Below are 23,634 nucleotides of genomic sequence, written 5' to 3' on the forward strand. Positions count from 1 at the left end.
TCAGCCGGTGAGCTTTAGCGCCACCATGCGGGGCTGGAGGGCAAGCGCATGGACTACAGATATGGCAGCCATACGGTCTATCAGATCGAGTATCACTTTTTATGGGTGACCAAGTACCGATACAAGGTGCTCAGCGGTGAGGTGGCTGAGCGCTTACGAGAGCTGGTGAGGCAGACGTGCGAGGCGTTTGAAATTCGGATTGTGAAGGGTGTGGTGAGCAAGGATCACGTGCACATTCTGGTGAGCAGTCCGCCGAATTTGGCGCCGAGCGAGATCATGAGGCGGCTCAAGGGGCGTACGGCGAGTAAGCTTTTCGAGGAGTTTCCCCATCTGAAGAAGCGCTATTGGGGTCAGCATTTTTGGGCACGCGGGTACTTCTGCGCGACGGTTGGGCAGATGACGGACGAGATGATCAAACAGTATCTGGAACATCAATTTGAGCCGAACCCGAACGACAATTTCAGGATGGAGCCGGACTGATCCGACGCGTCGTTCAGTCGACGCGTATCCGGACTTTCAGTCCGTAAGTCACTAACCCACCGACTTCAGTCGGTGGTTGTTGAGTGGCATCAATCGGCCCCTGCGCGCTGCCGTATCGCTGCAACAGCTACGGCCCGTTCGATAGTTACAGTTCGCTCACAGCAGCAACTGAGCCAGCACAATTGCCGCTGGCTGTGACTGCTGGTCTTCGCCCGTCGGCGCGACCATGGTTACCCATACCGCCAGCCCCGCCCCGCGCGGGAAGGACTCCGCCATGGAGCGCACCCTGAGCCGTGCCAACATCCATTTCCTCCACTCCGCCTCGGAACTGCCGACTTTGCTGAAGCTCTGGCAGCAGCGCCTGCGCACCCGTCGCCAACTAGCCCGCCTCGACGAGCGCGCCCTCGCCGACATCGGCCTGAGCGGCGCCGAGCAGCGCGCCGAACTGGCCAAACCGTTCTGGCGCTGACGGCCGGCGTGGCACTTGTTAGGCTTGGAGGCATGACGGGGCCGGACCGGCCCCGTCACAGCCAAGGACAACGACTGCCATGCTTCGCCCCTCTTCGCTCTGCCTGCTGGCCCTGATGCTGACCGCCGGTCCGGCGTCGGCATCGAGCTTCCTCGCCACCACCGATACCCTCGGCAATGCCCTGGCCGAAAGCGCGGAGGCGAGCACCGACCTCAGCTCCTCGCTGCGCGACAGCAAGATCGTACGCGCCGCCCGCGACGATGCCGCCAGCTTCGTCGCCAGCGACGGCGCCGTGCGGGGCGTGCGCCTGCAAGCCGCATTCGCCCACCTGCCCCAGCAGGCACCGCAGCTGCGCGCCAGCGACCGGGAGCTGGCCGAGGCGATTCTCGCCCGTTGACGCGCGCGGCGAATCTGCCAAATCCGTCACTCTCCCGGGGCGGCAGCCGCTGGCTGGCCGAAGGCCGTTCGGCTAGCCTTGGCGCCGCTGAACCGGACCGGCCATCGCCCCGTCCAATCGATACCCGCCCTTCGGAGAGACCCATGCGTAGTTCCCTGCTCGCCGTTACCAGCGCCCTGCTCCTGCTGGCCGGCACCGCCCAAGCGCACAGTGTGGTGGCCACCAGCAACATCCTGGTGCGCGCCCTCGACCGCAGCATCGATTTCACCTCCGACACCACCACCTCGATCCGCGACATGAAGGTGGTGCTCGCCGCCCGCGAAGATGCCGCCAGCTATGTCGCCAGCCAGGGAGCGATTCGCGGCGCCAAGCTCGAAGCCGCCTTCGCCGTCCTGCGCAGCCAACTGCCGGAAGCCCGCGAAGCCAGCGACCAGGCCCTGGCCGAAGCCATTCTCGCCCGCTGATGCGCCACTGCGCCTGGCTGCTGGCCGGCCTCCTGACGTTGGCCGCTGGCGGCAGCCAGGCCCAGTTGCGCCTGACGCTGGACGACGACGACCTTTCCACCGCCCAGCGTCAGGCCAGCCGGGCCCTGCTCGACGAGGCCCTGCAAGCGCTACCGCCGCGCCTGCGCGAGCGCCTCGACCTGACTGTCGAGGTGCGCTGGAGCGAGCGCCTGCCCGCCAACGCCTACGGCAGCGCCAGCCGCTTCGGCGGGCTGCTGCTCAATCGCGGCCTGCTGCCGGCGCTGGCCGACGGCAGCGCGGCCCGCCTGGAAACCGGACGCCCGCACCGCACCCTGCGCCGTGAACTGCTGGCCACCCTGCTACATGAACTGATCCACCTCTATGACCGCGCGCGCCTGTGGCCCGCCACCGAGGCCCACCTGATACGCCGCTGCGGCCGCCAGCACTCCAGCCTCGGTGAAGTCGGCCTGCCTGAGGTCTGCCGGGGCCAGACCGACCGCCGCTTCACCCTCAGCGACGACCCTCGCCTGCTCGACCTGGCCGGCTGGCCACAGCGGGTCGGGCAGCGCGGCGCCCGCGAACGGGACAACCGGCAGTTGGCGCGCAGCCCGGATGTCTACGAACTGAGCAGCCCGCTGGAGTTCGTCGCGGTCAACCTAGAATACTTCCTGCTCGATCCCAGCTACGCCTGTCGGCGTCCGGCGCTATTCCGCTACTTGCGCGCGCATTTCGGCTGGGCGCCCGCCGCCCGAGAAACCTGCGCCGATGGTTACGCTTATCTGAATGCCGGCCGCGACTTCGCCCGCCAGCCGCTGGGCAGGATCGATCCCGAGCGGGTATACCAGGTGCATTACCTGTTCGCCGAAGCCAACCAGAACTGGGCCAGCCGCTGGGGCCACAGCATGTTGCGCCTGGTGATCTGCGCCCCTGGCCGGCCACGCGGGCCGGACTGCCTGCTCGACCTCGACCAGCATCTGGTGCTGTCCTACCGCGCGTTCGTCGGCGACCTGCAGCTCTCCAGTTGGAAAGGCCTGACCGGGGTCTACCCGTCGCGGCTGTTCGTGCTGCCGCTGGACCAGGTGATCGACGAATACACCAAGGTCGAGCTGCGCAGCCTCGCCTCGGTGCCGCTCAGGCTGGACCGCAATGAACTGGAAGCATTGGTCGAGCGTGCCGCCGAGCAGCACTGGAGCTACGACGGCCGCTACTACTTCCTGTCCAACAATTGCGCGGTGGAAACCCTCAAGCTGCTGCGCAGCGGCACCACTGCCGCCGAGCTGAACACCCTCGACAGCATCCTGCCCAACGGCCTGCTGGAACTGCTCGACGCTCGCGGGCTGGCCGACCGCAGCGTGCTGGACGACCCCGCCGAGGCGCTGCGCCTGGGCTATCGCTTCGACTCCTTCCGCGACCGCTACCAGGCCATGTTCGCCGTGCTGCGCGAGCGCTTGCCGGTGCCGCAACAAGAGGTCGAGGACTGGCTGAGCCTGCCGGCGGCCGAGCGCCGCGTCTGGTTCGCCCGCGCCGACCTGCGCGCCAGCGCCGCTCTGTTGCTGCTGGAGCAGGCCGCCCTGCGCCGGCAATTGCTGCTGGCTCAGGACGAACTCAAGCGGCGCTACCTGGATGGCCAGGAACCGGGCGGCCAAGGGCTCGGAGAGGCCGATGCCACGCTGGCGGAAATCCTCGCCAACAGCGGCTTTCTCAGCCGCCCGGCCGAGCTGCTGGAAAGCGGCTACGGCCTGCCCCAGGCCAGCGAGTGGCAGCGCCTGGAGCAGCAAACCACCGAGCGCCAGCAACTGCTGCGGCGCCTCAGCGACGACCTCGATCAACAGGTACGCGGCCTGCTGGCGCCGGCACGGCTGGCCGAGCTGACAGCGGGCGAAGCCAACCTCAAACGCATCGGCGCGCACCTGCGCACCCTGCACCGGGCCGCTGGCGGCTTGCAGCTGCCCTGATCGAACTCCTGCGCCGCGCGGCCCTCTGAACAGGACCGCACGCGCAAAGGAGACCCGAGATGAAGAAGCATGCATCTGCCGTCTGGCAAGGCAACCTGAAGGAAGGCAAAGGCAGCCTGAGCACCCAGAGCGGCGCCCTCAAGGACAATCCCTACGGTTTCAATACCCGCTTCGAGGATCAACCCGGGACCAACCCGGAGGAGCTGCTCGGCGCGGCCCACGCCGGCTGCTTTTCCATGGCCCTGTCGATGCTGCTCGGCCAGGCCGGTCTGACAGCCGAACGCATCGAGACCCGCGCCGATGTGCATCTGGACAAGCTCGACGACGGCTTCGCCATCACGGCCATCGACCTCACCCTCAGGGCGCGGATTCCGGGCGCGGATGAGCGCCAGTTCCAGCAGATCGCCCAGCAGGCAAAGGAGGGCTGCCCGGTTTCCAAAGTGCTCAACGCCAAGATCAGCCTGAACGCCAGCCTGGACACCTGAGCCCCCGTTGTGTGGCGGCCGCTGGCGGAATACCGCCTACGGCCGCCGCGGGAACGGCGAAACTCCGCCCACACCCGGCGTGCCGGACACGCCTTCACTCCCTCGCCCTTCATCGTAAGCCCCGCTCCAGAGCCTCGCGCTAACAACCAGCCAGCCTGGCACAGTAACTGCCTTGGCCCCTCTGCTACCTCGCCGCCAACCGGCATAGAACAAGAACGATCAGAGGATTGCCCATGCCCAGCCCATTTCGCGTAACGGCTTTCGCCACCGCCATTCGCCCGCTCGCTCGAGACAAACCGATGCGCCACTAGGCACGCCCTACAGCGCTATGCGCAGCCCGCCCGCGGGCTGCGCCGTACCCCATTCGACCGCTATCCGCCGCTCGCCCCTGGGCTGGCGGGGCGCCGATGTGCACGTCCATCCACGGAGAGACCACAATGAGAAAGACCGCTCTGGCCCTGGCCATTGCTACTGCCCCACTGAGCCAATACGCAGCCGCCGAGTTCATTGCCGACAGCACGGCGCGGCTGGATCTGCGCAACTTCTACTTCAACCGCGACTTCCGCCAGGACAATGCCAGCCAGGCGAAGAGCGAGGAGTGGGCGCAAGGTTTCCTGCTGCGCATGGAATCCGGCTACACCGAGGGCACGGTCGGCTTTGGCCTCGACGCCCTCGGCATGCTCGGGATCAAGCTGGATTCCGGCGACGGTACCGCGGGTAGCCAATTGCTGCCGGCGGACCGCTCCGGCGGCTCGCAGGACAACTACGCCGAGCTGGGCCTGACCGCCAAGGCCAGGGTGTCCAAGAGCGTGCTCAAGGTCGGCACCCTGCAACTGAAGAACCAGGCGATCACCTCCAGCGACGGGCGCCTGTTGCCGCAGGTATTCAAGGGCGGCTACCTGAACGTGCTGGAAGTCGACGGCCTCAGCCTGGAAGCCGGCCACCTCACAGAGGTCAACCATCGCCACTCCACCGATTACCAGGACATGGCGCTGACCACCGGCGGGCGGCGCGGCATCACCGTCAGCGGCGGCAATCAGGCCGATCGCTTCGACTTCCTCGGCGGCAGCTACAAGATCACCGACAGCCTCACCGGTGGCTACTACTACAGCCGGCTGGAAGACCTGTACAAGCAACACGCAGTGAACCTGGTGCACGTACTGCCGCTGGCCGACAAGCAGTCGCTCAAGAGCGACCTGCGCTATGCGCGCTCCACCGACGATGGCCACAGCAACGTCGACAACCGCGCGTTCGGTGCGATGTTCACCTACGGCCTGGGCGGCCACGCCTTCGGCCTCGGCTACCAGCGCATGAGCGGCGACACCGGCTTCGCCTATGTCGACGGCACCGACCCGTACCTGATCAACTTCGTGCAGATCGGCCACTTCGCCAACCAGGACGAGCGCTCCTGGCAGGCACGCTACGACTACAACTTCGCGGCGCTGGGCATTCCCGGCCTGACCTTCATGACCCGCTACCTGAGCGGCGACAACGTCGATCTCGGCGCCAATCGCTCGGAGGGCAAGGAGTGGGAACGCAACAGCGAGCTGATGTACGTGTTCCAGGATGGCCCGCTGAAGAACCTCGGCCTGCGCTGGCGCAACGCCACGGTGCGCTCCAACTTCGCCCCGGACATCGATGAGAACCGCCTGATCGTCAGCTACTCGCTGCCCATCTGGTAAGGCGCCGCTCCACGCAGAAACCAAAAGGCCGGCCCGATTGACGGGCCGGCCTTTTTCATTTCCCAGCTCTCAACCCGCGCGCTGCGGCGCCGGCTGCTGCTGGGTGATGCAGTGGATGTTGCCGCCGCCGAGCAGGATTTCGCGGCCCGGCACCAGCACCACGCGGTGCTCGGGGAACACCCGCTGGAGAATGGCCTCGGCCTCGGCGTCCTTCGCGTCGTCGAACTTCGGCGCAATGATGCCGCCGTTGACGATCAGGAAGTTGACGTAGGAGCCGGCCAGGCGGATCGACGGATCGCGCTCCTGGGTGTCGGCGGCCAGGTCGACCCCGGCGCACTCTTCGTCGCTGGCGTAGATCGGCCCCGGAATCGGCATGCGGTGGATGGTGAGGGCGCGGCCCTTGGCGTCGCAGGCTTCCTCCAGCACCTTCAGCGCCGCCTGGCAGCGCGGATAGTTGGGGTTCTGCGGGTCGTCGGTCCAGGCCAGCAGCACTTCGCCGGGACGCACGAAGCAGCAGAAGTTGTCGACGTGGCCATCGGTCTCGTCGTTGTACAGGCCGTCCGGCAGCCAGATCACCTGCTCGATGGCAAGGTGCTCGCGCAGCACGTCCTCGATCTGCTCACGGGACAGGTGCGGGTTGCGGTTCCTGTTCAGCAGGCATTCCTCTGTGGTGATCAGGGTGCCTTCGCCGTCGACGTGGATGGAGCCACCTTCCAGCACGAAGCCTTCGGTGCGGTAACGGGCGCAGCGCTCGATCTCGAGGATCTTGCGCGCCACCTGGTCGTCGCGGTCCCACGGCCAGTACAGGCCGCCATCGAAGCCGCCCCAGGCGTTGAAGGTCCAGTCCACGCCGCGCACACCGCCGTGATCGTCGATGACGAAAGTCGGCCCGGTATCGCGCACCCAGGCGTCGTTGTTGCTGATTTCCACCAGGCGAATGTTGTCGTGGTCCAGGCGCGCGCGGGCGTTCTCGAACTGCGCGGCGGAGACGCCGATGGTCACCGACTCGAACTCGGCGATGGCCTTGGCCACGGCAGTGAAGGCGGCCTGCGCCGGTTTGCCGCCGAGGCGCCAGTTGTCCGGGCGCTCGGGCCAGATCATCCAGGTCTGGCTGTGGGGTTCCCACTCGGCGGGCATGCGAAAGCCGTCGGCGCGGGGTGTGCTATTGAGGGTTTTCATGCGTGAGGCACCTGCTGCAAAGGCGGTCAATCGTAGGAGCGGGCCATGCCCGCGAAACCTCTTGTGCTTCGCGGCATGGCCCGCTCCTACAACGTGACATGAAGGATCAGGACTCCAGGGAACCGTCCAGCGTTTTGATCGGGCTGTACAGGTTCGGCCGGCGGTCGCGGAACACGCCCCAGGCGCTGCGAATGCCTTCCAGCTTGTCCAGATCGAAGCTGTGCACCAGCACGCCTTCCTCGGTCTCGTTCAGCTCTTCGACCTTGGCGCCGAACTGGTCGGCGATGAACGAGGAGCCGTAGAAGTTGATGTGGTAGTCGCCCTGATCCTCGCGGCCGATGCGGTTGCTCGCCACCAGCGGCATCAGGTTGGCGCCGGCGTGGCCCTGCTGCACACGCTGCCAGTGGTCGCGCGAGGTGATGGTCGGGTCATGCGGCTCGCTGCCGATGGCGGTCGGGTAGAACAGGATTTCCGCGCCGAGCAGCGCCATGCTGCGGGCGGTTTCCGGGAACCACTGGTCCCAGCAGATGGCCACGCCGATCTTCGCGTAGCGGGTCTGCCAGACCTTGAAGCCGGTGTCGCCAGGGTTGAAGTAGTACTTCTCGTGGTAGCCGGGGCCGTCCGGGATGTGGCTCTTGCGGTACACGCCGAGCAGTTTGCCGTCGGCATCGATGATGGCGATGCTGTTGAAGCGCGCACGACCGGCCAGCTCGAAGAAGCTGATCGGCAGCACCACCTTCAGCTCGGCGGCGACTTTCTGGAAGTGCTGGATGGCCGGATTGCTCTCCACCGCAGTCGCCAGTTGCAGGTATTCGGCATTGGGCTTCTGGCAGAAGTAGGGGGTTTCGAACAGCTCCTGGATCAGGATGATCTGTGCGCCCTTCGCCGCCGCCTCGCGAACCAGCTTCTCGGCATTGGCGATGTTCGCTTCACGGTCCCAGGAACAAGCCATCTGGGTAGCGGCGACGGTGACGATACGGGACATGGCACACCTCATGGACAGAAATCGGGAACGGGTCGTATCAAGCTAGCAGAGCCGCCGCGTGGAAGCGGCTCGATCAGCGATTGGGCGAATTTATATCCGATAAATATCGATAATGAAAGTGCATTTTTTATCAGTTTTTCTACTCGCGGCGCACAAAGCAGATAAATATCGGTTAAACGCAATGCGAGTCGACTGATCGTGGGACTGCCTGGCGGCGGTTGGCGTTCGCCGAAGTCGACGGGCTGGCGCCCTGTCGCGTCCCCAGGGTCACCGGAAACTTGTCCCGCACGGGCCCGCAGGGGCGAACTCATTCGTCAACCAGGCTAAGCCAGGCGAATAAATTCGCCCCTACAACGGGAGTTCAGTCGGGGGCTCAGTAGACGCGCAATCCGGGATAGCTAAGCCCAGAAACACCGGAGCCTGGCGCACACAAGTCTGTAGGGGCGAATTCATTCGCCAGCCAGGCTAAGCCAGGCGAATAAATTTGCCCCTACACGGAGGCTCGGTCGGGAGCGCCTAGTCGGCGGCGCCTGTGTCCTTCTCTCGCTCGCGCTTGGGCAGGTGGGGCGGTAGATAGAGCCCGAGGTAGGCATCGAACACGCGCATGCCTTCTTCGGCCATGCGTGGGGTGATGACCCCGTGCTGTTGCACCGAACGCGCATAGACCCGGTCGCCCAGCTCCATGGCCAGGGCGAACACATCGACGTCCGCAGGCAGTTGCGGCAACGGAAAGTGGCGATCGAACAGTTGGTGCATCAAGTGGCCAAGCTCGATGTCGTGCTGGCGGTCGGCCTGGGTCACTTCGGTCAGCCCGTGCTGGGCGAGGATCAACTGGCGGGCTGCGGCATCGGCCGCGTAGATCGCCAGCATGCGCTCTTCCACCAGCCGCGACAGGTCGTGCCAGCCGCGCAACGGGGCGTGTTCGATGGGCTGTTGCAGGCACGCGCGGAAGGCCGCGTGCACGTCGGCGGTCAGCGCTTCGAGCAGCGCCGGCACGCTGGCGAAGAAGTGGTAGACCGACGACGGCGGAATGCCGGCGCGTTCGGCCACGCTGTAGATCGACAGCCCGGCCACGCCCTCTTCGGCGAGCAGGCCGCGGGCGGCGTCGAGAATGCCGGCGATGCGTGCCTGACTGCTGGCGCGAGGTTTGCGGGCGGTGACCGAACGCGACATGGCTCTCTCCTGATCCGGGGAGGCGCTATTGGACGTCAGCCGCTGCCGCGCAGGCAAGTCCGGCGTCCGGACGCCCTTACGGTGCAGGTTGGTGCCGAGCCCGCGAAGCCCAACAGGGAGCACAACGTGCTCTCTGCATATCGGCCGATGTGGGCTTCGCTCCGCAACCCAACCACCACTACTGTTCCGCGCGAAACGCCGCCCATACGTCGTCACGGGCCGCGCTCTGCTTCTCCGGCAGCGCTTCCAGGGCGAACAGCCGGCGCTTGACCTCGCGGCTCGGATACAACCCCGGCTGCTCGCGCAGGGTTGCATCGAGGTGTTCCCGTGCGGCGGCGTTGGCGCTGGGGTAGAGGGTTTCCTCGGTGATCAGCGCGGCGATTTCCGGGCGCAGCAGGTAGTCGATGAAGCGATGGGCCAGGTCGGCGCGCCGGGCCTTGGCGGGGATGGTCAGGTTATCGATGAACAATACCGAGCCTTCCTCCGGCACCACGAAGCGCACCGGCTGGCCGGCATCGGCGGCGGCCAGGGCATCGCCGACCCAGGCCAGGGCCACGCACAGCTTGCCGTGGCCGAGGTCGTCGATGTAGCGCTCGCTGTCGACATAACGTAGGTTCGGCCGCAGCCGGGCAAGCACTTCGCCGGCACGGCGGATGCGGCTCGGCGGGCTCAGCGCCAGCCGCCGGCCCTGGTAGCCGAGCAGCACCGAGAGCAGTTCGTCCGGCGCATCCAGCACGCTCATGCCGCAGGCCGCCAGGCGTTCGCTCTGCGCCGGGTCGAACAGCAGGCTCCAGCTATCCGGCAGCGGGCCGCCGAACGCCGCCTCGGCCAGCGGCGTGTTGATCGCCAGGCCGACTGCGCCCCACAGGTAGGGTACGGCGTGGCGGTTGTTGGGATCGAGGGCCGCCAGTTTGCTCAGCAGCTCCTTGTCCAGGTGGCGCCGATTGGGCAACAGGGCGAGGTCGAGCGGCTGCAGCTTGCCGGCTTCTATCAACTGCGGCAGGTCGTTGTGGGACGGCACGATCAGGTCGATGGGCGCATCGCTGTCGAGCGCCGCGTGCATGTCCTCGGCGCTGTTGAAGGTGTGGTATTCGACGCGGATGCCGGTCTCGCGCTCGAAGCTCTGCAGCACCTGCGGGGCGATGTAGTCGTTCCAGTTGTAGAAGTGGATCAGCTCCTCGGCGGTGGCCAGCAGCGGCGACAGCGCGAGCAGCAGCAATGCGGTGAATCGGGCCATGACGGCTCCTCCCGGTTGGCGAAGGCGCGGCCCGTGCCGCGCAGACAAAGCCCGGCCGACGACGCCCGTGGGCGCCGTGGCAGGGATCGTTTTGGCGGGTCAGAAACGACGACGCCGGCACAGGGCCGGCGTCGGGTCTTGCTCAAACGGTATGCAGATACCAGTTGTATTCGAGGTCGGAGATCGAGTGTTCGAACTCCGCCAGCTCGCTTTCCTTGCAGGCGACGAAGATGTCGATGTAGTCCGGACTGATGTACTTGTTCAGCACCTCGCTATCGTCCAGCTCGCGCAGGGCGTCGCGCAGGTTGTTGGGCAGGCTCTGCTCCAGCTGCTCGTAGGAGTTGCCCTCGATCGGCGCGCAGGGTTCGATCTGGTTGGTCAGCCCGTGGTGGATGCCGGCAAGGATCGACGCCAGCATCAGGTACGGGTTGGCGTCGGCGCCGGCCACCCTGTGCTCGATGCGCACCGCATCGGCCGCGCCGGTGGGCACGCGTACCGCCACGGTGCGGTTGTCCAGGCCCCAGCTCGGCGCGTTGGGCACGTAGAACTGGGCGCCGAAGCGACGGTAGGAGTTGACGTTGGGGCAGAGGAAGGCCATCGACGCCGGCATGGTCTCCAGCACACCGCCGACCGCGTGACGCAACGCGGCGTTCTGCTGGGGATCATCGCTGGCGAAGATGTTCTTGCCGGTCTTCTTGTCCAGCAGCGAGATGTGCACGTGCAAACCGTTGCCCGCCTGGCCCGGATAGGGCTTGGCCATGAAGGTCGAGTCCATTTCATGGTCGTAGGCGATGTTCTTGATCAGGCGCTTGAGCAGCACCGCGTAGTCGCAAGCCTTGATGGCATCTTCGACGTGATGCAGGTTGACCTCGAACTGTGCCGGCGCGCTTTCCTTGACGATGGCGTCGGCGGGAATGCCCTGCTCCTTGGCGGCTTCGAGCATGTCCTGCAGGCAGTCGACGTACTCGTCGAGGTCGTCGATCAGGTACACCTGGGTGGAAATCGGCCGCTTGCCGGAGATCGGCGAGCGCGGCGGCTGCGGCCGGCCGTTCACGTTCTCCTGGTCGATCAGGTAGAACTCCAGCTCGAACGCCGCGCAGATGGTCAGCCCCAGTTCGTCGAACTTCTGCACCACCTGGCGCAGCACTTCCCGCGGGTCGGCGAAGAACGGCGTGCCGTCCAGCTCGTGCATGGTCATCAGCAACTGCGCGGTGGGGCGCTTCTGCCATGGCTCGTTGCTCAGGGTATTGGGGATGGGGAAACAGATGCGGTCGGCATCGCCGATATCCAGACCGAGGCCGGTGCTTTCCACCGTCGCGCCGTTGATATCGAGGGCAAATAAGGAGGCGGGGAGGTTGATGCCTTTTTCGTAGACCTTGTGGAGGCTGTTCCTTTCGATGCGCTTGCCGCGCACCACTCCATTCATGTCTGCAATAAGAAGGTCAACGAACAGGACCTCAGGATGTTCCTTAAGGAACGCGTTCGCTTCGTTAAGCTGAACGGCACGCGGGGGTACCGACATGATGCAACACCTTTCTTGTTAAAAATATCAATCATGCAACTGCTGGGGTGGGAGTCAATCCGAAACACCCCAGGCTGTCAAGCATGACAGATTTTGCCCCAAAAAAGAGCGCGAGCGCCAGTTTTTGGGCGTTTCATGGCAACGCAACCCTGCTGCCGGCCACTGGCGGCGCGCTGTTCGCTCGGGTGTGTTCGATTTTTTACAGGGCTATTGTGTAAAAAATTGAACAGCGCTAAGCTCGGTCGCAACCCATAACAGCAACAAAACGGGTGTCCCATGTCTCGCCTGCCGATGATCGGCGTAACCGCCTGCACCAAGCAGATCGGTCTGCATCCCTACCATATAGCTGGTGACAAGTATCTGCGAGCGGTGGTCGTCGGCGCCGGCGGTATGCCGCTGGTGATCCCGGCCCTGGCCGACCTGATCGACCAGCAAACCCTGCTCGCCAACCTCGACGGCCTGCTGTTCACCGGCTCGCCGTCCAACGTCGAACCTCATCATTATAGTGGGCCTGCCAGCGAGCCGGGCACGCACCACGATCCGGCGCGCGACCGCACCACCCTGCCGCTGATCCGCGCGGCGGTGGAGGCCGGCATTCCGCTGCTCGGCATCTGCCGCGGTTTCCAGGAAATGAACGTGGCCTTCGGCGGCAGCCTGCACCAGAAGGTGCACGAAGTCGGTCCGTTCATGGACCACCGCGAGCCCGAGGGCGAAACCCTCGACATTCAATATGCCCCCAGCCACGCGTTGCACGTGCAGCCGGGCGGGGTCCTCGCCGGCATCGGCTTGCCGGGCGAGATTCGCGTCAATTCGATTCATGGCCAGGGCGTTGAACGTCTGGCGCCGGGCCTGCGTATCGAGGCACTGGCTCCTGACGGGCTGATCGAGTCCTTCTCGGTCGAGGGAGCCAAGAGCTTTGCCCTCGGGGTGCAATGGCACCCTGAGTGGCAGGTGCGCGAGCACCCCCATTACCTCGCCATCTTCCAGGCTTTTGGAGAAGCCTGTCGCAAGCGGGCGAGCCAACGCTGAGCTGGATGCGCGGACGGGTGGAATTCGGCGAAGCGGCGCGTCACGCTTTGTTTCGCTAAGCTCCACCGGCCTGTGATGATCGGCTCTAACCCCCCTGAGGTCTGTATGACTACCAAGCTCGACCAACTGACCAGTTGGCTGAAAGAACGCAAAATCACGGAAGTGGAATGCTTGATCAGCGATCTTACCGGCATCGCCCGCGGCAAGATCTCGCCGACCAACAAGTTCCTGGATGAAAAGGGCATGCGTCTGCCCGAAAGTGTGCTGTTGCAAACCGTCACCGGCGACTACGTCGAGGACGAGATCTACTACGACCTGCTCGACCCCGCGGACATCGACATGTTCTGCCGGCCGGACGAGAACGCCGTATTCCTGGTGCCCTGGGCCATCGAGCCCACTGCCATGGTGATCCACGACACCTTCGACAAGATGGGCAACCCCATCGAACTGTCGCCGCGCAACATTCTCAAGCGCGTGCTCAAGCTGTATGCCGACAAGGGCTGGCAACCGATCGTCGCCCCGGAGATGGAGTTCTACCTGACCAAGCGCTGCGAGGACCCGGACTTCCCGCTGCAGGCCCCGCTGGGCCGCTCGGGCCGCCCGGAAACCGGCCGCCAGTCGTTCTCCATCGACGCCGCCAACGAGTTCGACCCGCTGTTCGAGGACATGTACGACTGGTGCGAATCCCAGGGCCTGGACCTCGACACGCTGATCCACGAAGAAGGCCCGGCGCAGATGGAAATCAACTTCCGTCACGGCGACGCGCTGTCGCTGGCCGACCAGATCCTGGTGTTCAAACGCACCATGCGCGAAGCGGCACTCAAGCACAACGTCGCCGCCACCTTCATGGCCAAGCCGATCACCGATGAGCCGGGCAGTGCCATGCACCTGCACCAGAGCGTGGTGGACGTGAAGACCGGCAAGAACATCTTCTCCAATGCCGACGGCACCATGAGCGAGCTGTTCCTGCATCACATCGGCGGCCTGCAGAAGCTGATCCCCGAGGTGCTGCCGCTGTTCGCGCCGAACGTGAACTCGTTCCGCCGCTTCCTGCCGGATACATCCGCGCCGGTGAACGTCGAATGGGGCGAGGAAAACCGCACCGTCGGCCTGCGCGTGCCGGATTCCAGCCCGCAGAACCGCCGGGTGGAAAACCGCCTCGCTGGCGCCGACTGCAACCCTTACCTGGCTCTGGCCGCCAGCCTGCTGTGCGGCTACATCGGCATGGTCGAGGGCATCAAGCCCAGCGCCCAGGTCAAGGGCCGCGGTTACGAGCGGCGCAACCTGCGCCTGCCGCTGACCCTGGAAGCGGCGCTGGAGCGCATGGAAAATTGCAAGGCGCTGGATAAATACCTCGGCAGCAAGTTCATCACCGGCTACGTGTCGGTCAAGCGCGCCGAGCATGAGAACTTCAAGCGGGTCATCAGCTCCTGGGAACGCGAGTTCCTGCTGTTCTCCGTCTGATCCAACCGGGGGTGCCGGCCACAAGCGGGCACCCCCTCTGACTAGAGGTGGATATGAGTAACACACGCGAATGGCAAGCCCTCAGCCGCGCCCATCACCTGCCGCCATTCACCGACTACAAGGCGCTGAATGCCAAGGGTGCGCGCATCATCACCAAGGCCGAGGGGGCCTACGTCTGGGACAGCGAGGGCAACAAGATCCTCGACGGCATGGCCGGCCTGTGGTGCGTCAACGTCGGCTATGGCCGTGAGGAACTGGTGCAGGCCGCCGCCCGGCAGATGCGCGAGCTGCCGTTCTACAACCTGTTCTTCCAGACCGCCCACCCGCCGGTGATCGAGCTGGCCAAGGCCATCGCCGACGTCGCGCCGGAAGGCATGAACCACGTGTTCTTCACCGGCTCCGGCTCGGAAGCCAACGACACCGTGCTGCGCATGGTGCGCCACTACTGGGCGACCAAGGGCCAGCCGCAGAAGAAAGTGGTGATCGGCCGCTGGAACGGCTACCACGGCTCCACCGTCGCCGGCGTCAGCCTCGGCGGCATGAAGGCGCTGCACAGCCAGGGCGACCTGCCGATCCCCGGCATCGTGCATATCGACCAGCCGTACTGGTACGGCGAGGGCGGCGACCTCAGCCCGGAAGCCTTCGGCATCAAGGTAGCCGAGCAGCTGGAACAGAAGATTCTCGAAGTCGGCGAGAAGAACGTCGCCGCCTTCATCGCCGAGCCGATCCAGGGCGCCGGCGGCGTGGTGATTCCGCCGGACAGCTACTGGCCGAAGATCCGCGAAATCCTCGCCAAGTACGACATCCTGTTCATCGCCGACGAAGTGATCTGCGGCTTCGGCCGCACCGGCGAGTGGTTCGGCAGCCAGTACTATGGCAACGCCCCGGACCTGATGCCGATCGCCAAGGGCCTGACCTCCGGCTACATCCCCATGGGTGGGGTGGTGGTGCGCGACGAGGTGGTCGAGGTGCTCAACGAGGGCGGCGAGTTCTACCACGGCTTCACCTACTCCGGGCATCCGGTGGCGGCGGCGGTGGCCCTGGAGAACATCCGCATCCTGCGCGAGGAGAAAATCATCGAGCGGGTGAAGAGCGAAACGGCACCCTATTTGCAGAAACGTTGGCAGGAACTGGCCGACCACCCGCTGGTGGGCGAAGCCCGCGGCGTCGGCATGCTCGGCGCGCTGGAGCTGGTGAAGAACAAGGCGACCCGCGAGCGCTTTGACGGCGACCTGGCCGTGGGCATGCAGTGCCGCGAGCATTGCTTCCAGAACGGCCTGATCATGCGTGCGGTCGGCGACTCGATGATCATTTCGCCACCGTTGGTAATCACCAAGGCGGAAGTCGACGAGTTGATCACCAAGGCCCGCAAGTGTCTGGATCTCACCGCGAACGCCGTACTGGCTTGAGCGGGGCGCTAGACCTTGCCAGACTGCGCCAGTGCGTTGGCCAGGTTCACCGACAGGGTGATGGCGGACTCTAGGGTGGTAGTCGCTCCCCGGCCCGATCGGGAGGCGACTCCTCCGGGCGATGTGGGAGAGTCGCTCCGGATCGCCCGGTTGACGCCACCCTTCGGACAACATCTACGACAACAGGAGCTGTAGGCATGAAAATTTTCGGCAAGACCCTTCTCGCGTTGTCGCTGGCGGGCGCCCTGGCAGGGGCCGCGCAGGCGGAAGACAAAGTACTGCACGTTTACAACTGGTCGGACTACATCGCCGAGGACACCCTGGCGAACTTCGAGAAAGAGACCGGCATCAAGGTGGTCTACGACGTGTTCGACAGCAACGAGGTACTGGAAGCCAAGCTGCTGTCCGGCGGCTCGGGCTACGACGTGGTGGTGCCGTCCAACCAGTTCCTGGCCAAGCAGATCAAGGCCGGCGTATTCCAGAAGCTGGACAAATCCAAGCTGCCAAACTGGAAGAACCTCAACCCCGACCTGATGAAGGCCCTGGACAATGCCGATCCGGGCAACCAGTACGCCTTCCCCTACCTGTGGGGCACCACCGGCATCGGCTACAACCCGGAGAAGGTCAAGGCCGCGCTGGGCATCGACAAGATCGATTCCTGGGACGTGCTGTTCAAGCCGGAGAACATCCAGAAGCTGAAGTCCTGCGGCGTCGCCATGCTCGATGCGCCGGACGAAGTCTACGCAGCAGCCTTGCACTACCAGGGGCTGAACCCCAACCCGACCGACGTGAAGGACGTGGCCAAGGCTGAAGAGCTGCTGTTGAAGATCCGCCCGTACATCACCTATTTCCACTCTTCCAAGTACATCTCCGACCTGGCCAACGGCAACATCTGCGTCGCCCTCGGCTGGTCCGGCGACGTGTTCCAGGCGCAGTCCCGTGCCGAGGAAGCAAAGAACGGCGTGCAGGTCGCCTACACCATTCCCAAGGAAGGCGCCGCGTCCTTCTTCGACATGATGGCCATTCCGGCCGACTCGAAGAACGTCGACGAAGCCCACACCTTCCTCAACTACATCCTCACCCCGGAAGTGATCGCGCCGATCAGCAATTACGTGTCCTACCCGAACGGCAACAGCGCGGCCACCCCGCTGGTGGATGAGGAAATCCGCAACAACCCGGGCATCTACCCGACCGAAGAAGCCTCGAAGAAGCTCTACACCTTCGCTGAGCTGAACCCCAAGGTGCAGCGCGCGATCACCCGCAGCTGGACCAAGGTCAAGTCCGGCCAGTAAGCCGCTCCGCTCCACCCCTCCGGCGCGAGCCGGAGGGTTCCACCAGAGGAATCGCTTATGCGTCGTTACCTGTTGCTGGTCAGCATGCTGGCCGGTGCCCTCGGCTTGCCCGCCGTACACGCCGAACAGCCGGTAGTGCATGTGTACAACTGGTCCGACTACATTGCCCCGCAGACCATCGCCGCGTTCGAGAAGGACACCGGGATCAAGCTGGTCTACGACGTTTTCGATTCCAACGAGACCCTGGAAGGCAAGCTGCTCGCCAGCCATTCCGGCTACGACGTGGTCGTGCCCTCCAACCACTTTCTCGGCAAGCAGGTGAAGGCCGGCGCGATCCACAAGCTCGACCGCAGCCTGCTGCCCCACTGGAACAACCTCGATCCGGCGCTGCTCAAGCAGCTCGAGCGCAACGATCCGGGCAACCAGTACGCCGTACCCTACCTGTGGGGTACCAACGGCATCGGCTACAACGTGACCAAGGTCAAGGCCGCCCTCGGCGTCGAGCGGATCGACTCCTGGGCCGTGCTGTTCGAGCCGGAGAATATCGCCAAGCTGTCGAGCTGCGGTGTCGCCCTGCTGGACTCGGCGGACGAAATGATCCCCTCCATGCTCAACTACCTGGGGCTCGACCCGAACAGCACCGACCCGGCGGATTACCGCAAGGCGGAGGCCAAACTGCTGGAAATACGCCCGTACGTCACCTATTTCCACTCATCCAAGTACATCTCCGACCTGGCCAACGGTAATATCTGCGTCGCCGCCGGGTTCTCCGGCGATGTATTCCAGGCTGCCGCACGCGCCGAGGAGGCCGGCAAGGGCATCGACATCGCCTATGCCATCCCCAAGGAAGGAAGCAACCTGTGGTTTGACCTGCTGGCCATTCCGGTGGATAGCGCCAACGTGCAGCAGGCCCATGCTTTCATCGACTATCTGCTGCGCCCCGACGTGATCGCGCCGATCAGCGACTACGTCGGCTACGCCAACCCGAACCTGGCGGCGGGCGAGCTGATGGACCCCGAAGTACGCAACAACGCAGCCGTCTACCCACCCCAAGCGGTGCTGGACCGGCTTTATGTGTCCGCCGAGCTGCCCCCGAAGGTGCAGCGCCTGATGACCCGCTCCTGGACCAAGGTCAAGGCGGGTCGCTAGTTCCAAGGCCCGGCCGCAGGGGTCGGGCCCTCAAATGTTGGGAGTTGTGGTAATGGCGATAGCCTCCTCCGGTGCCTACAAGAAAGCCCTCACCGGCGACCAGCAACCTAAAGAGGTGCTGGTAAAAATCGACCGGGTGACCAAGAAGTTCGACGAGACGGTAGCCGTGGACGACGTGTCCCTGACTATCAACAAGGGCGAGATCTTCGCTCTGCTCGGCGGCTCCGGGTCGGGTAAATCCACCCTGCTGCGCATGCTCGCCGGCTTCGAACGGCCGACCGAAGGGCGCATCCTGCTCGACGGCGAGGACATCACCGACATGCCGCCCTACGAGCGGCCGATCAACATGATGTTCCAGTCCTACGCGCTGTTCCCGCACATGACCGTGGAGCAGAACATCGCCTTCGGCCTCAAGCAGGATGGCCTGCCCAAGGCCGAGATCGACGCCCGCGTGGCCGAGATGCTCAAGCTGGTGCAGATGAGCCAGTACGCCCGCCGCAAGCCGCACCAGCTCTCCGGCGGCCAGCGCCAGCGCGTGGCCCTGGCCCGCTCCCTGGCCAAGCGGCCGAAGCTGCTGCTGCTCGACGAACCGATGGGCGCGCTGGACAAGAAGCTGCGCTCGCAGATGCAACTGGAATTGGTGGAGATCATCGAGCGGGTCGGCGTGACCTGCGTGATGGTGACCCACGACCAGGAAGAAGCCATGACCATGGCCCAGCGCATCGCCATCATGCACATGGGCTGGATCGCCCAGACCGGCAGCCCGATCGACATCTACGAGACCCCGGCCAGCCGCCTGGTCTGCGAGTTCATCGGCAACGTCAACCTGTTCGACGGCGAGATCACCACCGACGACGCCGACCACGCCATCATCAGTTGCCCGCAACTGGACAAGCCGATCTACATCGGCCACGGCATCTCCACCCGCGCCGAAGAGAAAAACGTCACCTACGCCCTGCGTCCGGAAAAGCTGCTGATGGCCAGCCAGCTGCCCGACGACCATGAGCACCCGAACTACAACTGGTGCAACGGCGTGGTGCACGACATCGCCTACCTCGGCGGCCACTCCGTGTACCACATCAAGCTCACCTCCGGGCAGATCGTGCAGGCGTTCATCGCCAACGCCGAACGCCGCGGCAAGCGCCCGACCTGGGACGAGCCGGTGGTGGTGTACTGGGAAGACGACAGCGGCGTGGTACTGCAATCATGAGCATGGGAAAACTGCGCCGAATGCTGCCGCGGGGCCGGCATGCAGTCATCGGCATACCGTTTCTCTGGCTGTTCCTGTTCTTCCTGTTGCCGTTCTTCATCGTCCTGAAGATCAGCTTCGCCGAAGCGGCAGTGGCCATCCCGCCCTACACGGAAATCTACAGCTACGTCGAAGGCAAGCTGGAAGTGGTGCTCAACCTGGGCAACTACATCTTCCTCAGCGAGGACGACCTGTACCTCGCCGCCTACCTCGGCTCGCTGAAGGTCGCCACCATCAGCACCCTGCTCTGCCTGCTGATCGGCTACCCGATGGCCTACGCCATCGCCCGCGCGCCGAAGGAGCAGCAGACTGTCTTCCTGCTGCTGATCATGATGCCGACCTGGACCGCGATCCTGATTCGCGTCTACGCCTGGATGGGCATTCTCAGCAGCAACGGCCTGCTCAACAGCGTGCTGCTCGCCCTCGGCATAATCGACTCGCCAATTCGCATCCTCAACACCAACCTCGCGGTGTACATCGGCGTGGTCTATTCCTACCTGCCGTTCATGGTGCTGCCGCTCTACGCCAACCTGGTCAAGCATGACCAGAGCCTGCTGGAAGCGGCAGCGGACCTGGGCTCCAGCAACTTCAACAGCTTCTGGAAGATTACCGTGCCGCTGTCGAAGAACGGCATCGTCGCCGGCTGCATGCTGGTGTTCATCCCGGCGGTGGGCGAGTTCGTGATTCCGGAACTGCTCGGCGGCCCCGAGACGCTGATGATCGGCAAGGTGCTCTGGCAGGAGTTCTTCAACAACCGCGACTGGCCGGTGGCGTCCGCCCTGGCGGTGGTAATGCTGGCGGTGCTGATCGTGCCGATCATCCTGTTCAACCGTAACCAGGCGAAAGAGCTGGAGGGCAAGGTATGAAGCGCTTCGGATTCTCCAACCTGATGCTGTGGGCGGGCCTGCTGTTCATCTACCTGCCGATGGTCATCCTGGTCATCTATTCGTTCAACGCCTCCAAGCTGGTCACCGTCTGGGGCGGCTGGTCGCTCAAGTGGTACATCGGCCTGCTGCACGACGATCAACTGCTGAGCGCCGTGGCCCGCTCGCTGGAGATCGCCTGCTACACGGCCATCGCCGCGGTGGCGCTGGGCACCCTGGCCGCCTTCGTGCTCACCCGCGTGACTCGCTTCAAGGGCCGCACCGTGTTCGGCGGCCTGGTCACCGCGCCGCTGGTGATGCCCGAGGTGATCACCGGCCTGTCGCTGCTGCTGCTGTTCGTCGCCATGGCGCAACTGATCGGCTGGCCAGCCCAGCGCGGCATCGTCACCATCTGGATCGCCCATACCACCTTCTGTACCGCCTACGTCGCGGTGGTGGTCTCGGCGCGCCTGCGCGAGCTGGACATGTCCATCGAAGAAGCGGCCATGGACCTCGGCGCCAAGCCGTGGAAGGTGTTCCTGCTGATCACCATCCCGATGATCGCCCCCTCCCTGGCGGCCGGCGGCATGATGTCCTTCGCCCTGTCGCTGGACGACCTGGTACTCGCCAGCTTCGTCTCCGGCCCCGGCTCCACCACCCTGCCGATGGAAGTCTTCTCTGCCGTGCGCCTGGGCGTGAAGCCGAACATCAATGCCATCGCCAGCCTGATCCTGCTCTCGGTGTCACTGTTCACCTTCCTCGCCTGGTACCTCACCCGCCGCGCCGAAGAACGCCGCAAACGGGCGATCCAGCAAGCCATGGAAGAAACCGTCGCCGACACCTGGAAAGACCCCGGCACCCAACGCCTGACCCCGCCATCGGCGCATAGCTGAGCGAGTGATGGAAACGAAAACGGGCCACTTGATGTGGCCCGTTTTCATTTAGGGTAAGAGCGGCAGTCAGTAAATCCGACCCTTTTTCAGTTCATCAGCGCTAGGAACAATGAGCAATTCCGGTCAGTGCGGATCAACATCACCTACGACTAGGGGGCTCGGATATTTGCAAATCGCTTGTTCAGCACTGGTGGACAAGCTTCGCGTTGTCCACCCTACGGATGCCTGAATCTGCGTAGGTTGGAAAACCCCCAACGCGGCTTTCCACCTAACTTCCAGGCTACTTGCTAGCTACAAGGCTATTAACCGGTAAGCTCCTGTGTCAGTTTTTTTCCTCAGTAGTTGTCCAGCAATTTTTTGTGGTTTTTGAAGGAAAATACGACTCAGCATACCGGTTTACTCTCGACCAGAAGTCACCAATGTAGTCGTCAACCTCTATCTCAACATCCTGATTCATATCAATTGATAATAAATAACCGCACAATATCTTCTCTTGCATAGCTATAGCTTTGCCACTATTTCCTTGCCGCATCAACTCCAAGCCACCGAGTAATAATACTGCATTTGTAACAGTTCGAGACTGAATTTCCTTGGCATAAAAAATCTCCGCTTCTTTATGGGTAACATACCCACCAAGTGCATAACCAAATATCAAACCCAATAGAGAGAATAGAGCCGATAGCGCATAAATTTTACTCATGGTTCTCTCCTTACATGCTTGGGCATATTAACCCCTGCTTAGCACTTGGCTCAAGAAACCCAAAATACTTATACTTGGGCTCTGCCATGCACTTTGTTTTGCAGATACTTGTCATAACTCCAGCACCGGTACAACAGGCAATACATCCTTCAAATGCAGGAGACAGAGTGCACTGCCTCAAGCCAGGAGGAAGGTCAGTGGGAACTTCATCAGGTACTGGAACATCAGGCACATCAATGTCCTTATCGCAAAGCCATTGTAGGCCTATAGGCCAACCACAACTGGGGTCATATAATCCTTTCGGGTCTATTTTATTCAATGGATTCCCGCCCACATACCCATAGGTATTCAATCCGCCTTTCAATCCAATCGGATCACTCTCGACGTAGCGCCCGGTCTGCGGGTCGTAATCGCGGAAGTAGTTGTAGTGCAGTCCGGTCTCTTGGTCGAAATACTGCCCCGGAAAGCGCAAGTTGACGGTTACGGCAGTGCCATCGCCATCGGGGTCTTCCTTCGGTTGGGTGGTGCCGAATGGGTCGCTGTCCCAGCGCCAGACTACCTGGCCGTTGGCGTTGGTTGCCTGACGGGGTGTGGCAAGGTGGTCGGTGTGCAGATAGAGCACTTCGCCATCTTCTGCGATCTGTGCAAGTGGTTGCCCGTCCAGCTAGACGTATTCGCGGGTGACACGGCCGTCCTGCATTTCAGCCAGCAGTTGGCCGTTCAGGTCGTAGTGGTAATGGGTGGTGCCGGCAGCGGTGGTCTTTTTCACTCGCTGGCCATGGCCGTTGTAGGTATAGGTCGCGGTGAGCTGGCCGTTCTCGTAAACTTGGTACAGCCGATTGGCCGCGTTGTAGGTGAAGGTGCGTATCCCGTCGCTGGTGCGGTTGCCGGCGGCATCGTGGCTGAGGGCTGCTCCCGCTTTGGTCAACTGGCGGTTGGAGCCGCTGGCATAGCTGTGATTGCGAGTTACCGGCCCAGTCTCGCTGAGGCGATTGCCGACGCTGTCGTAGGCGTAGCTAACTGGGGCCTCGCTTCCCAGGGTGAAGCCGACCAGACGATTCAGCCCGTCGTAGCGGAATTCGTCTTGCTGGAGAGGTAGCTGACGACGGGTGAGATTGCCGTTCCAGTCGTAATCGAAACGCCGGCTGTCAGCGACAATCGTCTGCTGGATAAGCCGCCCCGAGAGGTCGTAGGCGCGGGATTCGCTAAGGCCGTTGCCGAAGGTCTGCGCCGTATGCAGGCCATCGGCACGATAGCTGCGCCCGCTCAGTAGATTTTTTTGCTGCCCGTTGATCACGGCGGTAACGCCGCTGACCCGCCCAAGCGCATCTCTTGCGTAGCTGACTTCCCCGCCATCGCTACGTCCGAGCCGGGTGATTCGGTCACCCGCATCGTAATCGTAGTGAGTGGTGTAGCTGCCCCACGCACCGCTGCGGGTATGGGTCAGCACGTTGCCGAACGCGTCATAGGCGTAACGCTGCAGTGTCCTGGTCTAATTCTCGTGGACACCTCGTTAGGGGATGATTAGCCCCCCATGAGGACGAGAGAAGCATGACCT

At 63.7% G+C, this 23,634-nt stretch carries 22 protein-coding genes and 1 pseudogene; 15 read left to right on the forward strand and 8 right to left on the reverse strand.

The features are described from left to right. Window positions 1-48 precede the first annotated feature (48 nt). The 7 genes from tnpA to ACWKV7_RS17130 all read left to right on the forward strand — a co-directional run bounded on the left by tnpA (window position 49) and on the right by ACWKV7_RS17130 (window position 5,932). Window positions 49-480, forward strand: a complete 432-nt coding sequence (gene tnpA, locus ACWKV7_RS17100) for an IS200/IS605 family transposase (RefSeq protein ID WP_483858893.1) — start codon at window positions 49-51, stop codon at window positions 478-480. Window positions 481-754: 274 nt separating this feature from the next. Beyond that, the gene (locus tag ACWKV7_RS17105; protein ID WP_483858894.1) at window positions 755-949 is read left to right on the forward strand and encodes a DUF1127 domain-containing protein; all 195 of its coding nucleotides are present in this window, start codon (window positions 755-757) and stop codon (window positions 947-949) included. 79 nt (window positions 950-1,028) lie between these two features. After that, window positions 1,029-1,346: a DUF2388 domain-containing protein gene (locus tag ACWKV7_RS17110; protein ID WP_483858895.1), complete on the forward strand. Its 318-nt coding sequence runs from the start codon at window positions 1,029-1,031 to the stop codon at window positions 1,344-1,346. 143 nt (window positions 1,347-1,489) lie between these two features. Then, window positions 1,490-1,810, forward strand: coding sequence for a DUF2388 domain-containing protein (locus ACWKV7_RS17115; RefSeq protein ID WP_483858896.1), 321 nt, complete (start codon window positions 1,490-1,492; stop codon window positions 1,808-1,810). Next, window positions 1,810-3,765 (forward strand): DUF7844 domain-containing protein, encoded by a 1,956-nt coding sequence (locus ACWKV7_RS17120; RefSeq protein WP_483858897.1) that lies wholly within the window; start codon window positions 1,810-1,812, stop codon window positions 3,763-3,765. Before ACWKV7_RS17115 ends, ACWKV7_RS17120 begins: the two co-directional genes overlap by 1 nt. Before the next feature lie 59 nt (window positions 3,766-3,824). Next, window positions 3,825-4,250 carry an OsmC family protein gene (locus ACWKV7_RS17125; protein WP_483858898.1) on the forward strand — a complete coding sequence of 142 codons (426 nt, stop codon included), beginning with the start codon at window positions 3,825-3,827 and terminating at the stop codon, window positions 4,248-4,250. A gap of 437 nt (window positions 4,251-4,687) precedes the next feature. After that, window positions 4,688-5,932, forward strand: a complete 1,245-nt coding sequence (locus ACWKV7_RS17130) for an OprD family porin (protein ID WP_483858899.1) — start codon at window positions 4,688-4,690, stop codon at window positions 5,930-5,932. Window positions 5,933-6,001: 69 nt separating this feature from the next. Here ACWKV7_RS17130 and aguA read toward each other — a convergent pair whose 3' ends face one another. The 5 genes from aguA to ACWKV7_RS17155 all read right to left on the reverse strand — a co-directional run bounded on the left by aguA (window position 6,002) and on the right by ACWKV7_RS17155 (window position 12,028). Further along, complete coding sequence (gene aguA / locus ACWKV7_RS17135) at window positions 6,002-7,111, reverse strand: agmatine deiminase (RefSeq protein ID WP_483858900.1); 1,110 nt, start codon at window positions 7,109-7,111, stop codon at window positions 6,002-6,004. 106 nt (window positions 7,112-7,217) lie between these two features. Then, window positions 7,218-8,096: an N-carbamoylputrescine amidase gene (aguB, locus tag ACWKV7_RS17140; protein ID WP_483858901.1), complete on the reverse strand. Its 879-nt coding sequence runs from the start codon at window positions 8,094-8,096 to the stop codon at window positions 7,218-7,220. Between the two features lie 516 nt (window positions 8,097-8,612). Next, a complete protein-coding gene (locus ACWKV7_RS17145; RefSeq protein WP_483858902.1) occupies window positions 8,613-9,269 on the reverse strand; it encodes a TetR/AcrR family transcriptional regulator in 657 nt (218 codons plus the stop codon). 178 nt (window positions 9,270-9,447) lie between these two features. Beyond that, on the reverse strand, window positions 9,448-10,506 hold the full coding sequence (locus tag ACWKV7_RS17150; protein WP_483858903.1) for an extracellular solute-binding protein: 1,059 nt from the start codon (window positions 10,504-10,506) through the stop codon (window positions 9,448-9,450). A gap of 142 nt (window positions 10,507-10,648) precedes the next feature. Further along, window positions 10,649-12,028: a glutamine synthetase family protein gene (locus ACWKV7_RS17155; RefSeq protein ID WP_483858904.1), complete on the reverse strand. Its 1,380-nt coding sequence runs from the start codon at window positions 12,026-12,028 to the stop codon at window positions 10,649-10,651. A 276-nt stretch (window positions 12,029-12,304) separates the two neighbouring features. Here ACWKV7_RS17155 and ACWKV7_RS17160 point away from each other — a divergent pair, with 276 nt between their 5' ends. The 8 genes from ACWKV7_RS17160 to ACWKV7_RS17195 all read left to right on the forward strand — a co-directional run bounded on the left by ACWKV7_RS17160 (window position 12,305) and on the right by ACWKV7_RS17195 (window position 21,376). Beyond that, the gene (locus tag ACWKV7_RS17160; RefSeq protein ID WP_483858905.1) at window positions 12,305-13,057 is read left to right on the forward strand and encodes a gamma-glutamyl-gamma-aminobutyrate hydrolase family protein; all 753 of its coding nucleotides are present in this window, start codon (window positions 12,305-12,307) and stop codon (window positions 13,055-13,057) included. A 105-nt stretch (window positions 13,058-13,162) separates the two neighbouring features. After that, entirely contained in the window at window positions 13,163-14,521 is a 1,359-nt protein-coding gene (locus ACWKV7_RS17165) for a glutamine synthetase family protein (protein WP_483858906.1), read from the forward strand. A 53-nt stretch (window positions 14,522-14,574) separates the two neighbouring features. Beyond that, on the forward strand, window positions 14,575-15,930 hold the full coding sequence (locus ACWKV7_RS17170) for an aspartate aminotransferase family protein (RefSeq protein WP_483858907.1): 1,356 nt from the start codon (window positions 14,575-14,577) through the stop codon (window positions 15,928-15,930). Between the two features lie 197 nt (window positions 15,931-16,127). After that, complete coding sequence (locus ACWKV7_RS17175; protein ID WP_483858908.1) at window positions 16,128-17,222, forward strand: extracellular solute-binding protein; 1,095 nt, start codon at window positions 16,128-16,130, stop codon at window positions 17,220-17,222. An 84-nt stretch (window positions 17,223-17,306) separates the two neighbouring features. Further along, window positions 17,307-18,371 (forward strand): polyamine ABC transporter substrate-binding protein, encoded by a 1,065-nt coding sequence (locus ACWKV7_RS17180; RefSeq protein ID WP_483858918.1) that lies wholly within the window; start codon window positions 17,307-17,309, stop codon window positions 18,369-18,371. A gap of 52 nt (window positions 18,372-18,423) precedes the next feature. After that, complete coding sequence (potA, locus tag ACWKV7_RS17185) at window positions 18,424-19,581, forward strand: polyamine ABC transporter ATP-binding protein (RefSeq protein ID WP_483858909.1); 1,158 nt, start codon at window positions 18,424-18,426, stop codon at window positions 19,579-19,581. Continuing rightward, window positions 19,578-20,486: an ABC transporter permease subunit gene (locus ACWKV7_RS17190; RefSeq protein ID WP_487249224.1), complete on the forward strand. Its 909-nt coding sequence runs from the start codon at window positions 19,578-19,580 to the stop codon at window positions 20,484-20,486. Before potA ends, ACWKV7_RS17190 begins: the two co-directional genes overlap by 4 nt. Next, entirely contained in the window at window positions 20,483-21,376 is an 894-nt protein-coding gene (locus tag ACWKV7_RS17195) for an ABC transporter permease subunit (protein ID WP_483858910.1), read from the forward strand. The genes ACWKV7_RS17190 and ACWKV7_RS17195 overlap by 4 nt, the downstream gene beginning before the upstream one ends. Window positions 21,377-21,698: 322 nt before the next feature. On the opposite strand, the gene ACWKV7_RS17200 is transcribed toward ACWKV7_RS17195, so the two are convergent. The 3 genes and pseudogenes from ACWKV7_RS17200 to ACWKV7_RS17210 form a co-directional block, all read right to left on the reverse strand. Further along, a complete protein-coding gene (locus ACWKV7_RS17200) occupies window positions 21,699-22,076 on the reverse strand; it encodes a hypothetical protein (RefSeq protein WP_483858911.1) in 378 nt (125 codons plus the stop codon). Window positions 22,077-22,368: 292 nt separating this feature from the next. Beyond that, window positions 22,369-22,740: pseudogene (locus tag ACWKV7_RS17205) on the reverse strand (RHS repeat-associated core domain-containing protein); the annotation flags it as partial. After that, complete coding sequence (locus ACWKV7_RS17210; RefSeq protein ID WP_483858912.1) at window positions 22,741-23,526, reverse strand: hypothetical protein; 786 nt, start codon at window positions 23,524-23,526, stop codon at window positions 22,741-22,743. Window positions 23,527-23,634: the final 108 nt, after the last annotated feature.

The organism is Zestomonas ipomoeae (assembly GCF_057128665.1).

Bases quoted from the DNA above. Each gene is read 5' to 3' on its own strand.
- ACWKV7_RS17130 (WP_483858899.1), top strand. From the start codon at position 4,688: ATGAGAAAGACCGCTCTGGCCCTGGCCATTGCTACTGCCCCACTGAGC.
- ACWKV7_RS17150 (WP_483858903.1), bottom strand. From the start codon at position 10,506: ATGGCCCGATTCACCGCATTGCTGCTGCTCGCGCTGTCGCCGCTGCTG.
- ACWKV7_RS17155 (WP_483858904.1), bottom strand. From the start codon at position 12,028: ATGTCGGTACCCCCGCGTGCCGTTCAGCTTAACGAAGCGAACGCGTTC.
- ACWKV7_RS17115 (WP_483858896.1), top strand. From the start codon at position 1,490: ATGCGTAGTTCCCTGCTCGCCGTTACCAGCGCCCTGCTCCTGCTGGCC.
- potA (WP_483858909.1), top strand. From the start codon at position 18,424: ATGGCGATAGCCTCCTCCGGTGCCTACAAGAAAGCCCTCACCGGCGAC.
- tnpA (WP_483858893.1), top strand. From the start codon at position 49: ATGGACTACAGATATGGCAGCCATACGGTCTATCAGATCGAGTATCAC.
- ACWKV7_RS17120 (WP_483858897.1), top strand. From the start codon at position 1,810: ATGCGCCACTGCGCCTGGCTGCTGGCCGGCCTCCTGACGTTGGCCGCT.
- ACWKV7_RS17105 (WP_483858894.1), top strand. From the start codon at position 755: ATGGAGCGCACCCTGAGCCGTGCCAACATCCATTTCCTCCACTCCGCC.
- ACWKV7_RS17180 (WP_483858918.1), top strand. From the start codon at position 17,307: ATGCTGGCCGGTGCCCTCGGCTTGCCCGCCGTACACGCCGAACAGCCG.
- ACWKV7_RS17110 (WP_483858895.1), top strand. From the start codon at position 1,029: ATGCTTCGCCCCTCTTCGCTCTGCCTGCTGGCCCTGATGCTGACCGCC.
- ACWKV7_RS17175 (WP_483858908.1), top strand. From the start codon at position 16,128: ATGAAAATTTTCGGCAAGACCCTTCTCGCGTTGTCGCTGGCGGGCGCC.
- ACWKV7_RS17190 (WP_487249224.1), top strand. From the start codon at position 19,578: ATGAGCATGGGAAAACTGCGCCGAATGCTGCCGCGGGGCCGGCATGCA.
- ACWKV7_RS17195 (WP_483858910.1), top strand. From the start codon at position 20,483: ATGAAGCGCTTCGGATTCTCCAACCTGATGCTGTGGGCGGGCCTGCTG.
- aguB (WP_483858901.1), bottom strand. From the start codon at position 8,096: ATGTCCCGTATCGTCACCGTCGCCGCTACCCAGATGGCTTGTTCCTGG.
- ACWKV7_RS17145 (WP_483858902.1), bottom strand. From the start codon at position 9,269: ATGTCGCGTTCGGTCACCGCCCGCAAACCTCGCGCCAGCAGTCAGGCA.
- ACWKV7_RS17165 (WP_483858906.1), top strand. From the start codon at position 13,163: ATGACTACCAAGCTCGACCAACTGACCAGTTGGCTGAAAGAACGCAAA.
- ACWKV7_RS17125 (WP_483858898.1), top strand. From the start codon at position 3,825: ATGAAGAAGCATGCATCTGCCGTCTGGCAAGGCAACCTGAAGGAAGGC.
- aguA (WP_483858900.1), bottom strand. From the start codon at position 7,111: ATGAAAACCCTCAATAGCACACCCCGCGCCGACGGCTTTCGCATGCCC.
- ACWKV7_RS17160 (WP_483858905.1), top strand. From the start codon at position 12,305: ATGTCTCGCCTGCCGATGATCGGCGTAACCGCCTGCACCAAGCAGATC.
- ACWKV7_RS17200 (WP_483858911.1), bottom strand. From the start codon at position 22,076: ATGAGTAAAATTTATGCGCTATCGGCTCTATTCTCTCTATTGGGTTTG.
- ACWKV7_RS17170 (WP_483858907.1), top strand. From the start codon at position 14,575: ATGAGTAACACACGCGAATGGCAAGCCCTCAGCCGCGCCCATCACCTG.